Source organism: Flavobacterium chungbukense (genome assembly GCF_020805785.1).
Classification (GTDB): domain Bacteria; phylum Bacteroidota; class Bacteroidia; order Flavobacteriales; family Flavobacteriaceae; genus Flavobacterium; species Flavobacterium chungbukense.
In genome coordinates this window covers 1-13,794 of record NZ_JAJGZV010000001.1, presented here as the reverse complement: position 1 = coordinate 13,794, position 13,794 = coordinate 1, and the positions used below count along the sequence as shown (strand labels likewise).

12 protein-coding genes and 2 rRNA genes are annotated in these 13,794 nt (G+C 32.6%); 6 read left to right on the top strand and 8 right to left on the bottom strand.

Features of this window, described 5'->3' with window-relative positions; all coding sequences use genetic code 11:
* Nucleotides 1-20: 20 nt before the first annotated feature.
* From LL966_RS00070 to scpA, 3 genes are all read left to right on the top strand, one after another.
* Nucleotides 21-257, top strand: a complete 237-nt coding sequence (locus tag LL966_RS00070) for a hypothetical protein (RefSeq protein ID WP_229348996.1) — start codon at nt 21-23, stop codon at nt 255-257.
* Complete coding sequence (locus LL966_RS00065; RefSeq protein ID WP_229348993.1) at nt 247-537, top strand: type II toxin-antitoxin system RelE/ParE family toxin; 291 nt, start codon at nt 247-249, stop codon at nt 535-537. The genes LL966_RS00070 and LL966_RS00065 overlap by 11 nt, the downstream gene beginning before the upstream one ends.
* A 73-nt stretch (nt 538-610) precedes the next feature.
* Nucleotides 611-2,704 (top strand): methylmalonyl-CoA mutase, encoded by a 2,094-nt coding sequence (scpA, locus tag LL966_RS00060; protein ID WP_394799448.1) that lies wholly within the window; start codon nt 611-613, stop codon nt 2,702-2,704.
* A 121-nt stretch (nt 2,705-2,825) separates the two neighbouring features.
* On the opposite strand, the gene LL966_RS00055 is transcribed toward scpA, so the two are convergent.
* The 4 genes from LL966_RS00055 to dapF all read right to left on the bottom strand — a co-directional run bounded on the left by LL966_RS00055 (nt 2,826) and on the right by dapF (nt 6,398).
* Nucleotides 2,826-3,464, bottom strand: a complete 639-nt coding sequence (locus tag LL966_RS00055) for a peptidoglycan-binding protein LysM (RefSeq protein WP_229348987.1) — start codon at nt 3,462-3,464, stop codon at nt 2,826-2,828.
* Nucleotides 3,465-3,945: 481 nt separating this feature from the next.
* Nucleotides 3,946-4,986, bottom strand: coding sequence for an endolytic transglycosylase MltG (gene mltG, locus LL966_RS00050; RefSeq protein ID WP_229348984.1), 1,041 nt, complete (start codon nt 4,984-4,986; stop codon nt 3,946-3,948).
* 10 nt (nt 4,987-4,996) lie between these two features.
* Nucleotides 4,997-5,530: a GNAT family N-acetyltransferase gene (locus LL966_RS00045; protein WP_229348981.1), complete on the bottom strand. Its 534-nt coding sequence runs from the start codon at nt 5,528-5,530 to the stop codon at nt 4,997-4,999.
* Nucleotides 5,531-5,615: 85 nt separating this feature from the next.
* The gene (gene dapF / locus LL966_RS00040) at nt 5,616-6,398 is read right to left on the bottom strand and encodes a diaminopimelate epimerase (protein ID WP_229348978.1); all 783 of its coding nucleotides are present in this window, start codon (nt 6,396-6,398) and stop codon (nt 5,616-5,618) included.
* Between the two features lie 158 nt (nt 6,399-6,556).
* Here dapF and LL966_RS00035 point away from each other — a divergent pair, with 158 nt between their 5' ends.
* Together LL966_RS00035 and LL966_RS00030 are read left to right on the top strand one after the other, a co-directional pair.
* Entirely contained in the window at nt 6,557-7,957 is a 1,401-nt protein-coding gene (locus LL966_RS00035; protein WP_229348975.1) for a Do family serine endopeptidase, read from the top strand.
* 210 nt (nt 7,958-8,167) lie between these two features.
* On the top strand, nt 8,168-9,616 hold the full coding sequence (locus LL966_RS00030; protein WP_229348972.1) for a glyceraldehyde-3-phosphate dehydrogenase: 1,449 nt from the start codon (nt 8,168-8,170) through the stop codon (nt 9,614-9,616).
* Between the two features lie 61 nt (nt 9,617-9,677).
* Here LL966_RS00030 and LL966_RS00025 read toward each other — a convergent pair whose 3' ends face one another.
* Complete coding sequence (locus LL966_RS00025; RefSeq protein ID WP_229348968.1) at nt 9,678-10,136, bottom strand: Lrp/AsnC family transcriptional regulator; 459 nt, start codon at nt 10,134-10,136, stop codon at nt 9,678-9,680.
* A gap of 202 nt (nt 10,137-10,338) precedes the next feature.
* Here LL966_RS00025 and ald point away from each other — a divergent pair, with 202 nt between their 5' ends.
* Nucleotides 10,339-11,457, top strand: coding sequence for an alanine dehydrogenase (ald, locus tag LL966_RS00020; protein ID WP_229348965.1), 1,119 nt, complete (start codon nt 10,339-10,341; stop codon nt 11,455-11,457).
* A gap of 123 nt (nt 11,458-11,580) precedes the next feature.
* On the opposite strand, the gene pafA is transcribed toward ald, so the two are convergent.
* The 3 genes from pafA to LL966_RS00005 form a co-directional block, all read right to left on the bottom strand.
* Nucleotides 11,581-13,200: an alkaline phosphatase PafA gene (gene pafA / locus LL966_RS00015; RefSeq protein ID WP_229348962.1), complete on the bottom strand. Its 1,620-nt coding sequence runs from the start codon at nt 13,198-13,200 to the stop codon at nt 11,581-11,583.
* Between the two features lie 187 nt (nt 13,201-13,387).
* Nucleotides 13,388-13,497, bottom strand: a 5S ribosomal RNA gene (rrf, locus tag LL966_RS00010).
* A gap of 183 nt (nt 13,498-13,680) precedes the next feature.
* Nucleotides 13,681-13,794: ribosomal RNA gene (locus LL966_RS00005) — 23S ribosomal RNA — on the bottom strand; the annotation flags it as partial.

Here is a 13,794-nt window from a genome sequence, read left to right as displayed (position 1 = left end):
TTAATAAAAACTAAATAATTATGGAAGCCATTAGACAAATTATATCCGTTAAAAATCATTCTGTAACAGTTGTCTTGCCGGATGATTTTACAGCAGATAAAGTAGAAGTAATTATCTTACCAGTCCAAAATGATGAATATCAAATTCCTCAATGGCAAATTGATCAAGTTAGAGAAAGAACAGAAAACTACTTAAAAAACCAAAAAAATGTTACTGCCATTGATGATTTTTTAAAAGAAATCGAAGATGAGTTATAAAATAGTTATTCTTGAAGAAGCTAAAGCGGATTATAAAGAATCATTATTATTTTACAAAAACATAAATCCAAAATTAGCTATCAGATTTAATGATTCTTTTAAAAAAAGTATAGCTATTATTCAAAATGATCCCTTTTTGTTTCAACTAAAATACGATAATATCAGAATAATATTTTTTAAAACTTTTCCATACGCTATACATTATTCTATCTATGAAAACTCTATTGTTATAAAATCTATTTTCCATACGTCAAGAAATAGCGAATTGAACCATTTTTAAATAACACATCTTACAATTGAGAAAAGACCTTAAACATATAAAGTTAGAAGTTAAAAGTGAGACGTTAAGCGATTTGAGTCCTAACTCAGTCCCGAAGCTTCGGGATATAACTCAAAACTTCACAACAGCCGAAGGAATCGAAATCAAAAAAAACTATTCTGAGAAAGATATAAAAGATTTAGAATTTCTTGATTTTGGAGCAGGTTTTGCACCTAATTTACGCGGTCCATACGCTACAATGTACGTAAGACGTCCGTGGACGATTCGTCAATATGCGGGATTTTCTACAGCAGAAGAAAGTAATGCTTTTTATAGAAAAAATTTAGCGGCAGGACAAAAAGGACTTTCGATTGCTTTCGATTTACCAACTCATCGTGGTTACGATTCGGATCACGAAAGAGTTGTTGGCGATGTCGGAAAAGCGGGTGTAGCAATCGATTCTGTAGAAGACATGAAAGTGCTTTTTGATCAGATTCCGTTAGATGAAATGTCAGTTTCCATGACTATGAATGGAGCCGTTTTACCTATTATGGCTTTTTATATTGTTGCCGCAGAAGAACAAGGTGTAAGTCCCGAAAAACTGGCTGGAACAATTCAAAACGATATTTTAAAGGAGTTTATGGTGCGAAATACCTATATCTATCCGCCAACTCCTTCCATGAAAATAATTGCCGATATATTTGAATTTACAAGCAAAAAAATGCCAAAATTCAATTCTATCTCTATTTCTGGTTACCACATGCAAGAAGCCGGAGCAACTGCTGATATTGAATTGGCTTATACTTTAGCCGATGGCTTAGAATATATTAGAACTGGATTATCAACAGGAATGACAATTGATGAGTTTGCTCCTCGCTTATCTTTCTTTTGGGCAATTGGAATGAATCATTTTATGGAAATTGCTAAAATGAGAGCCGGTCGTATGATTTGGGCAAAATTATTACAGCAATTCAATCCCAAAAGTGATAAATCTCTAACTTTAAGAACGCATTGTCAAACTAGCGGATGGAGTTTAACCGAACAAGATCCTTTTAATAATGTGGCGAGAACTTGTATTGAAGCTGCTGCAGCTGTTTTTGGCGGAACACAATCGCTTCATACAAATGCGTTAGACGAAGCAATTGCACTTCCGACAGATTTCTCGGCAAGAATTGCACGCAACACTCAAATTTTTCTTCAAGAAGAGACTAAGATCACTAAAACTGTTGATCCTTGGGCGGGAAGTTATTATGTTGAAAGTCTAACAAATGACATCACAGAAAAAACTTGGAAGCTTATTGAAGAAGTCGAAGAATTGGGAGGAATGACAAAAGCTATTGAAGCTGGAATTCCGAAACTTCGAATTGAAGAAGCCGCAGCAAGAAAACAAGCTCGCATTGACAGCGGACAAGATATTATTGTTGGCGTAAATCAATATCGTTTAGAAAAAGAAGATCCATTAAACATTTTGGATGTTGACAATCAATTGGTTCGTAAACAGCAGGTCGAGCGTTTGGAGGAAATAAAACAAACTAGAGATGCTGAAAAAGTAAATAATTCACTAGAAAAATTAATCATTTGTGCACAAACGGGACAAGGAAACTTACTGGAAATTGCAATTGAAGCCGCTAGAAACAGAGCAACTCTGGGCGAAATCAGTAATGCTTTGGAAACTGTTTTTGGTCGTTTTAAAGCACAAATCAAATCTTTTAGCGGAGTGTATAGTGCAGCGATAAAAAATGACGAGAATTTTGAGCGTGCAAAACAACTAGCTGATGTTTTTGCGAAACAAGAAGGAAGACGCCCTAGAATTATGATTGCCAAAATGGGACAAGACGGTCACGATCGAGGCGCAAAAGTTGTAGCAACTGGTTATGCCGATGTTGGTTTTGATGTTGATATAGGTCCGTTATTCCAAACTCCTGCAGAAGCGGCTAAACAAGCTGTAGAGAATGATGTCCATATTTTAGGAGTTTCTTCGCTTGCAGCAGGACATAAAACATTGGTTCCGCAAGTTATTGAAGAATTAAAAAAACACGGACGCGATGATATTATGGTAATTGTAGGCGGTGTAATTCCGTCGCAAGACTATCAATTTTTATTTGATGCTGGAGCTTCGGCTGTTTTTGGCCCAGGAACTAAAATCAGTGAAGCGGCTATAAAAATTTTAGAAGCTTTAATAGATTAAGTTTTTAGTCGCAGTCTCAGTTCTTACTCATTAAAGTTCTTGAGATAGCGTTTTAGCTCATGAAGAACATACAAAATAGAAAAAGAGGTTGTTTCCCAATTGTGAAACAACCTCTTTTAATTTAGTCGTTTACGGTTGCGTTACTATCTGCTTCTATAAAAGAAAGATCGTAACCTGCAAAATCTCTCATATAGCTTTTCAAAGAAGTTCCGAAAGCATCTCTAAAATGTCTGCTTCCTTTGTTTTTGAAAAAATTCTTTACAGAACCGGCGCCACCTAAATGTGCAGCCGCTAAAATTCCAGACTCGGTAATTTCAATACCACTGATGATTTTGCCTTCGTACTTTTGAATTTCACTACGCAAAATCCATTTATTTTTGGCTAGTAGGGCCATGAAAGCTTTTTCTTGTAGAGCAGGATCTTTTAAAAAGGCTTTATTATCATTAATTCCGATTGCTCTTAAAGCTTTAGAACCAAATTGATATTTACCCATGTAACCAAGAGAATTTACTAATCTGTATTTCCCTTGTGATTCTTTAAAAGCTACAGCTTCTTTAAATCCTATAAGATGATTTCCTGTGTATGGGACGTTTGAGGTTGGATAATCATCCTTTTCTTTCGATGGAAAAATGTATTCTGATCCATCTGTTTTTTCAACTAGAAACCAAGGTTTGGCTTCTATTTTATTGGGAATGAATCCCAAACTTAAAAATGTAATAATAACGACTAAACTCGCATAAAAATACCATTTCTTTATCATAAATTGTTTTTCTTCAAAACGCTGTCACCCTCTTGAAATTTCTACGGTGCAAAGATAAGACATTTTCAAAATATGCTATTAATCAGCATTTTAACATTTTTATCAAAAATGTAAGAACTGCTTTAATCCCTGTTATACTAATGGATTCCGAAAGATTTTGGTAACGTTTTTTTAACCGTGAAATTGAAAATTTACGGTCAAAAAAAAGTCAATTTTATATAAATTTTAGGCAAATTCACTAAAAATGAAAGAAATATACTACGGAAAACTAACGGTTTTTATGCTAATTTTGAAAATCAGTTTTTGAATTTTATAAAATTTGAGACCTAAAAAAGTTTATATTTTTACTACTTTCCATTTAAAAATTACTCAAAATAACAATTCAATAAATTTCGTCTTCAAAATATTTTTTACGCAAATATTAAACGTAAAAAAAACCGAAATCAATTGATTTCGGTTTTTCATTATTTTGAAAACTTAATTATCTTGTTACTCCCTGACTTGCGATCCAGTCAGAATATTTTTTTGCATTTACATTATGTTCAGCCAAAGTTGCCGCAAATTCATGATATCCGAAACGATCAACACTTGCACAGAAATAGATATAATCGTTTTTCTCTGGATTTAAAACTGCTTCTAATGCCGTAATATCAGGCATTGCAATTGGTCCTGGAGGAAGTCCTTTATTTACATAAGTATTATACGGAGATCTCATAACCAAATCATTATAAAAAACTCTTTTTATAACCTGATCGAAATTATTATCTCTTAATTTCAAAGAATAAATAACCGTTGGATCTGCTTGTAAAGGCATTTCTAAACGTAAACGATTCAAATAAACTCCTGCAATACGAGGTCTTTCGTCTTTTTTAACTGATTCTTTATGAACAATTGATGCTAAAATTGTTGCCTGCACTGGAGTTAAACCTTGTTTCTTAGCTTTTCCAATTCTTTCAGCTGTCCAGAAATTATGATATTCTTTAATCATTTTATCACGAAATTTTTCTGCAGAAGTATTCCAATAAATTTCATAAGTATTTGGAATAAACATTGCAAAAACGTTTTCTTCATTAAATCCGTTTGCTGCCAAGAATGTAGAATCTTTTATGGCTTTCAAAAGAGATAAGCTGTCAGCTTCGATTTCTGCACCAATTCTTCCAGCAAAGTTTTCTAAACGCTCTTGATTATTAAAAACCAATTTAACTGGAATGTTAGAACGCATGGCACGAACTAAGTCAATATTATTCATGTCTTTCTTTAAAAGAAAACGGCCCGATTTAACATTTTGCGGATAATCTCTTTTTTCAGCAACCATTTCAAAGTTGTCAAAATTCTTTACGTAAGGCGCTAAAATCTTTTTTACATCGGCATAACTAGCGTCAGTTGGCACGTAAACATATACTTCTTTTTCTTCAAATTTAGTATTAGAACTAAAAATTTTACTTACTAATATAAAACCATAAATCAATAAAACTGAAATTATGGCTACGGCACTTATGGTGATTATTTTTTTTAGACTCAAAGCTTAAAATTTAAATTTGTTTGTTAATTAACTGATAAATTGCTTCATCTTGGTAGTGGTTATGATACAAAATCCAGTCTTTTTTTATTCCGATTTTCTTAAAACCAAATTTAGTAAAAAGTGCGACACTGGCTACATTTTGCACACCAATATTTGCATACAATTGATGGAGATTTAAATTATAAAAAGAATACTTAATCAAAAGCTCTAAAGCCTCAGAACCAATGTTTTTTCCTTGATTTTCTTCTTTTTGAACAACAATTCCAATTCCTGCTCTATTATTTCTCGGATCAAAATCGAATAAATCGATTAATCCGATAGCAGGAAAATCTTCATCTTGACAAATGGCTAAACGAAGTTGTTTTGCCTCGTAAATATCTTGATGCGCATTTTCTAAATATTGCTTGATCAAAAAACGGCTGTAAGGAGTCTGTGTATTGCTGACTTGCCAAATATTCTCATCATTTTCTATCGAATAAATGAACTCCAAATCTTGAGGTTCAAGTGCACGCAGATAAATAGAATCGCCTTTTAATGTTATCATTTCGATATTTTAGATTTTAGATTGCAGATTTTAGATTTTAAAATCTCGATTGGAATTTGGGATTTAAAATTTTGGGATTTAACTATTAAATCTCAATTGTTCCTTTAAATACGAATTTGGCAGGTCCTGTCAAGAAAACATTAGTATAACCATCATTTTCTTTATCAAAAGAAACGATAAGTTTTCCACCTTCAACATTTAAGTTTATTGAAGTTTTATCTGTTTCCCCAGTCGCATTCATAGCAATTGCAACAGCAGTAGCACCGGTTCCGCAAGCAAGAGTTTCATCTTCAACACCTCTTTCATAGGTTCTTAAAGAAAAAGTATCATTATCAGTCTTTTTTACAAAATTAATATTACTTCCTTTTTCTCCATATAATTCTCCGTAACGAATTGCTGCTCCGTTTTCTTTTACATTATAATGTTCCAAATCATCTACGATTTGAACATGATGTGGCGAACCAGTATTTAGGAAAGTATAAGAATCTTTTTTTTGTATTTCGTTAACGTCAATCATTTGCAGAGAAACAATCGAATCTTTATTTACAGAAGCATGATGTAAACCGTCAGTTGCGATAAAAGTCGTTTTGTCATCAATTACACCTAATTGATTAGCAAAAGCAACCAAGCAACGACCTCCATTTCCACACATTGAACTTTGGTTTCCATCTGAGTTGTAATACACCATTCTAAAATCGGTTTCAGAATCATTCTCTAAAAGAATTAATCCATCTGCTCCGATTCCGAAACGTCTGTCACACAAGTGTTCAATAAGTTTTACATCTTCTTTTGGAAAGAAATTTGAACGGTTGTCGATCATTACAAAATCATTTCCTGTACCTTGATATTTATAAAATTCTATTTGCATTTTTTAGTTGTTAGAAGTACAAAAGTACAAACTATTAATTAATGAAATGTTAATCATTGTTAAAGAGCGTTAAACCATTTTTACAAATAATTTTTTGAAGTAAATTTACGTTAAATATACATGACATAAATTCTAATAACTTAATTACAAATTCTAATATGAAAAGATTTTCATCCTTATTTTTAGTGTCGCTATTAAGTGGTGCTATTACTCTTGGTGCTTACAAGTTATTATTTGAAAGCAACAATTCATTTTTTGGAAAAGGAAATTCTGTTGTAACGCTTGCCCCAAACTCATATGGAAAAAATGTTGGTTTAGGAGCCGAAACAGTAGATTTTACTGAAGCCGCTGATAAAACAATTCACACTGTAGTTCACGTAAAAAATGTTTCTCGAAGAACCGTAAGCAACCCAATGCTGGAATTTTTCTATGGCTATGGCGGGCAACAACAACAAGAACAAGTAGGAACTGGTTCTGGTGTAATTATTTCTGAAGACGGATATATTGTGACTAACAATCACGTAATCAAAGATGCTACAGAAATCGAGATTACATTAAACAATAAAAAATCATACAAAGCGAAGTTAATTGGTACAGATTCAAAAATGGATATTGCCCTTTTGAAAATCAATGCTGATGAAAAACTTCCTTATACTGCTTTCGCAAATTCTGACAGCGTAAAAGTGGGAGAATGGGTATTGGCAGTAGGAAACCCATACAACTTAACTTCTACAGTAACGGCTGGAATTGTTTCGGCGAAAGCCAGAAATTTAGACCAAAGCGGAATCCAGTCATTCATTCAAACCGACGCTGCGGTAAATCCTGGAAATAGCGGTGGAGCGTTAGTAAATGCACGAGGAGAATTAATCGGAATCAACACGATGATTTCATCTATGACAGGTTCTTATGTTGGATATTCTTTTGCAGTTCCATCAAATATTGCTCGAAAAATTATTGAGGATATTATGGAATACGGAAATGTTCAAAGAGGAATTCTTGGGGTTGAAGGTGGAGAATTAAATAGTACTGCCTCTAAAGAATTAGGAATTACAGAAACGCAAGGATTTTACATCAACAGAGTTTCAAAAAATTCTGGTGCAGAAAAAGCTGGTTTGGCTAAAGGTGATATTATTGTAAAATTGGATGATCAAAATATTTCGACTTATGCAGATTTGTCAGGTTATATCAATACAAAACGTCCAAACGATGTTGTAAAAGTGACTTATATTAAAGACGGAAAAACTAAAACGGTTCCTGTAACTTTAAGCAAAAATGAATTTTACAGTGCCGAATTTAAAGGAATTGAGTTAGAAAATATTGATGCTGCAGACAAAAAGAAATTCAGAATTGATTATGGTGTTAAAATCAAAAACATCACAAATGAGAATTTAATGCAATATCAAAATGAACTGCAAGGCAATATCATTTTAAGTATTGACAATGTAAAAGCCACAAACGTTGAAACTGTTTCTAAACTTTTAAGTAAAAAAGACGAAGGTCAAAGCGTTCGAATTGAAATGATCAACAGAAACGGAGAGATTTTCAGAATTATTATTTAAGTCGCAGTATTCAGTATCAGTTTAAAGTATTAAAAAACTGAAAACTGAGACCGCGACTGAAAACTTAAAAAAAGTCATCTTAAGAAATTTAAGGTGACTTTTTTATTTTTAAAATAAATGCCAAAATAGTTTACGAAATCGATTGAAATAGATACTTTTGCGCCAAATTATAAAATAAGTGAGCGTTTTATTATTTCAATTTAATCTATTATGAACAATAAATCTTTGTACCAAAAAGAGGTATCCTTACAAGTCGACCGAAGAAGAGCTGGCGTCGAATTAATTAAAATCATTAGTGACTTATGGTATGACAAATCCATCGAAATGGTTTTATTTAAGAATCAATTACTAGATAAAAATGTCAGCGACATAATCAATCTTCATCAATATGCAGGAGAATTTGTTGGAAAACCAATTACTATTTTTGATTCGGTTGAAATTGCAAAAGTGGTTTTATCATTAGATCTTCCACCAGCGAAAATTGATCTTGGAAAACTAACTTATGAATATCGTTTAGAAGATGAAAAATATCCAGATGCCAGATACTTTGTAATTGAAAAACTTAAGAAAGCAAAATCATCAAAGGAAATTCAGCCAAGAGATGTTGTATTATATGGTTTTGGAAGAATAGGAAGACTGTTAGCACGAGAGTTAATGTCTAAAACCGGAAAAGGAAGTCAATTGCGTTTGAGAGCTATTGTAACTCGTGATAAAAATGACGCTACAACTCTAGAGAAACGAGCTTCTCTGTTACGTTATGATTCGATTCACGGAGATTTTCACGGTTCTGTAATCGCCGATTCTAAAAATAATGCTTTAATTATTAACGGAACTACGGTTCATGTCATTACGGCAAATTCACCAGAAGAAATTGATTATACACAATTTGAAATTAATGATGCATTAGTTATTGACAATACTGGTGCCTTTACTACCGAAGAAGCTTTAAAAAGACATTTAAAATCGAACGGCGCAAGTAAAGTTTTATTAACTGCTCCCGGAAAAGGAGTTCCAAATATCGTATATGGAGTAAATCAAAACGATTTTAATCCAGATGAAACTGATATTTTTTCTGCCGCATCATGCACAACAAATGCTATTACTCCAGTTTTAAAAGTTATAGAAGAAACTTTTGGAGTAACAAAAGGACATTTAGAAACCATTCATGCTTATACAAATGACCAAAATCTGGTTGATAACATGCACAAAAAGTACCGCCGTGGGAGAGCTGCAGCGTTAAATATGGTCATTACAGAAACTGGTGCAGGAAGCGCAGTTGCCAAAGCCTTACCATCCTTAGAAGGAAAATTAACTTCAAATGCTATCAGAGTTCCTGTCCCAAATGGATCTTTAGTTGTTTTAAATTTAGAAGTAAAAAAAGCAACGTCAATTGCTGGAATAAATAAAGCGATGAAGAAATATGCTTTGGAAGGTGAATTAGTTGAACAAATAAAATATTCTCTAAATAATGAATTAGTTTCTTCTGATATTGTTGGAACATCTGCCCCATCCATTTATGACAGTAATGCCACAATTGTCTCTAAAGACGGGAAAAATATTGTACTATATATTTGGTATGATAACGAATACGGTTACAGTCATCAAGTAATTCGCTTAGCAAAATATATTGCCAAAGTAAGACGTTATACTTATTATTAATTCAACCAAACTAACTTTTTTTCTTTAAACCATCGAGATTTATCTTGATGGTTTTTTGTTTTTAAATGGGCAAAACGGTAGTGCTTTTTACTTCAGAAATTACAAAAACGGTATTGATTAAAGAAACCTCAGGCAAAACAGATAATTTCTTTTGATGAAAGTGATGATAACTTTCCATATCTGGAATTATAATCTTTAACATATAATCAAAATTCCCAGATACATAATTACACTCGACAACTTCAGGCATATTTAAAATCGATTGATTAAAACCTTCAGAAGTATCATACGTCTGCTTTGTTAGTGTAACTTGGCAATAAACGGTGAGATTATTGCCGAGTTTTTTCTTGTCTAAAATTGTTACGTATTTTTCTATAATCCCATCTTTTTCAAGACGTTTCACTCGATCATGAACCGGAGTTAAAGAGAGATTAATTTTATTTGCAATGTCTTTTAAAGTGTAATGCGCATCTTCCTGTAAAAGACGTAAGATTTTTTTGTCAATTTCATCTAAAGCCATAACGAAAACGTTTTATTGGATTAATATTTTTTAGTCTTTTTTTCTTTTTGAAGAATGAATACTAATTAAAAACAGAATATTTTTCTGTAAAAGTAAAAAATAAAATAATATTTTCTTATTTAACAATGATTAAACCATAATTTATTCTCTCTCTGTAGATTTGTAATAACAAATTTCTATAAAAAACAAAAAATATAAAAAGATGATAATAGGTGTTCCAAAAGAAATAAAAAATAACGAAAACAGAGTTGCTTTAACTCCAGCTGGTGTTTCAGAAATGAAAAAACATGGACATACAGTTTATGTTCAAGCTACTGCAGGTTTGGGAAGTGGTTTTGCTGATGATGAATATGCTGAAGCTGGTGCTGTAATTTTACCAACTATTGAAGAGGTTTATGCTATTGCAGAAATGATCATTAAAGTAAAAGAACCAATTGCTTCTGAATATCCTTTAATTAAAAAAGATCAATTATTATTTACTTATTTTCACTTTGCATCTTCAGAAGAATTAACTCATGCAATGCTTGAAAAAGGAGCTGTATGTTTAGCTTATGAAACAGTTGAAAAAGCTGATCGTAGTTTACCATTATTAGTTCCTATGTCTGAGGTTGCAGGTCGTATGGCGATTCAACAAGGAGCAAAATATCTTGAAAAACCATTAAAAGGAAGAGGAATTCTTTTAGGTGGTGTTCCAGGTGTACCACCAGCTAAAGTATTAGTTCTTGGAGGAGGAATCGTGGGAACACAAGCAGCAAAGATGGCAGCTGGTTTAGGAGCTCAAGTTACTATCATGGATTTAAGTTTGCCACGTTTACGTCAATTAGATGACATTATGCCTGCAAATGTAAATACAGAAATGTCAAATCATTATAATATTACTAGAGCAATTAAAGATGCTGACTTAATTGTTGGAGCAGTTTTAATTCCAGGAGCAAAAGCACCTCACTTAATCACTCGTGACATGCTTAAATTAATGCGTCCGGGAACTGTTGTGGTTGACGTTGCAGTAGATCAAGGTGGATGTATTGAAACTTGTACTCCAACAACGCACGAAAATCCAACTTTCATTATTGATGATATCGTTCACTATTGTGTAGCAAACATGCCTGGAGCCGTTCCTTATACTTCTACATTAGCCTTAACAAATGCTACTTTACCTTATGCAGTACAATTAGCAAACAAAGGTTGGGAAAAAGCATGTGCAGATAACGAAGAATTGAAAAAAGGATTAAATGTAGCTAATGGAAAAATTCTTTACAAAGGAGTTGCAGAAGCTTGGAATTTGCCGTTCAATGAAGAAATAGTATTAGCAAACGCATAGTGCTATTACTCAAATATGTGCTTACAAATCACTATTATAAAGACTTTTCTTAATTGAAAAGTCTTTTTTTTTATGCAAAAAAAAACCTGTCTTAAAGACAGGCTTTTTTACTTTTTTGTATTTCTATTTTTTTAGCTCTAAAACTTCAGTCATTACTTTAGCTTCAGTACCATTTGGAAAAGTAACTTTTATCTTTTGAGCTATTGTTGGTGCTATTTCTGTAATAGCTTTTTTGTCATAAGATTCCCCTTTCTTAATATGCCATCCGTAAAAAATAGCTGGAACATGAGTATCATAACTATAAATAGTTCCATGTGAAGTTCCTGTAGTTGAGTATTCAATATCTCCAGGCTTATCCACAATTACTAAATCTCCATTTTGAGTAACATCATAACCTTTTGAAACAAAATTTAAAGAATAGTCATTTCCAGCATTAGCTAAAATTTCTTCTTCTGTATATACCTTTTTTACTTGCGGTTGTGTAATCAAAAATTCTTTAAAAGCTTGTTTTACTTTACCCAATTCTAAACCCTTATCTTTTATAATTTGTCTATTAAAGAAAACATTAAAATTAGAGTAATTTTGAATTAAATCAATGCCAAAAGTTTTTGTTGAAAAATCCTGTAAGCTTTTCTTAACTTCTTTTGAAGGATAATTATCTACATTATATTTACGGTCTTTCAAGTAAATTACATTTTCTGCTCCAGCATGATCAGCTGTTAAGAATAATAAATAATTCCCCTTACCAACTGTTTTATCAAGATAAATTAAAAAATCAGCAATTGTTTGATCTAACCTTAAATAAGTATCCTGAAGTTCCATAGATCTCGGACCAAGAAGGTGGCCAACATAATCTGTAGAAGAAAAACTAACAGTTAAGAAATCAGTTATATTATCTTTTCCAAGTTCCTCTTTTTCAATTGCTCTCTTTGCAAAATCAGCTAATAAATCATTTCCGTAAGGAGTTGCGCGAATAATTCCTGCATCATTTTTTTCATACATTGTTTTTAAATCGTATGGAAAAACTGGTGTAGCACTTCCGTACAATTTACCTTCATACGGATTATTATCAGGAAGACTCTCATTATAAACAGAAGCAGGTTTATATAAATCCCAACCTTTATTGATATATTTTAGATGATTTTTTTCATTATTGAACTCTGACACCCATTCAGGTAATTTCTCACCATAAAAAGTACTTGAAATAAAAGAGCCAGTTTTGCTATACCAAAATGCCCAATTTGCAAAATGACCAGCCGGTAAAATAGCACCGCGATCTTTAAGACTCATTCCTATTACTTTTCCGTTAAAATTGGTTGCCATACGAACTTCATCTGTAATTGTAGTACTTTGAAGGTTTTTAGGAGACATGGCTCCTTCTTCTGCGGTTCCGTCACCAACCGTTTTAACACCTGAATCATCAGTACAATACATTTCTTTTCCTAGACTTCTACTGAACCACTCATTACCAACAATTCCATGAGTTGCTGGCGTAGTACCAGTATAAATTGAAGCATGCCCAGGAGCAGTGTAGGTAGGCATATAATTGTAATGCATGTTTTGGAAAGTAAAACCATCATTCATTAATCTTTTGAAACCGTTTGGTGAAAAATCATCTGAAAATCGATATAAATATTCCATTTTCATCTGATCAACTACTATACCTACAACTAATTTGGGACGTTGCTGCGCACTTAAACTTGTAATTACAAAAAGTGTCAACATTAAAATACTTTTCTTCATATTTAAATAAATAATTTAAATACAAAAATACTCATTCAAATTCTAAAATTCTAAAGTATCAATAACGAAGACCAATAATTGACTATAATTTAACAAAAATTGAACGCTTATATTTTAAGAAGATACATTTCCAAAATCACTATAAAACAAAAAATCCCTCCCGACAAATCGGGAAGGATTCTAAAAAGAAAGGCGACGACATACTCTCCCACATAACTGCAGTACCATCTGCGCAGGCGGGCTTAACTTCTCTGTTCGGGATGGGAAGAGGTGAGCCCCGCCGCAATAACCACCTTAAGGCTGTAAGTAATCAGTTCTTAGTTACCAGTAATTAGCTTTTCACTAATCACTCTTTACTATTCACTAGTTACTGCTCTGCGTCGAGCTAATATCTTAACATATTGAGATAAAGAAAAGTGTTTTATTTACTATTTTAGAAAGTTTCTTCCCTCCCGTCTTTTGGACGGGAGAGAAAAGGGTGTGCATAAGCTTACGGATTATTAGTACTACTCGACTATGACATTACTGCCTTTACATCTATAGCCTATCAACGTGGTCATCTTCCACGATCCTTAAAAGAAATCTCATCTTGTG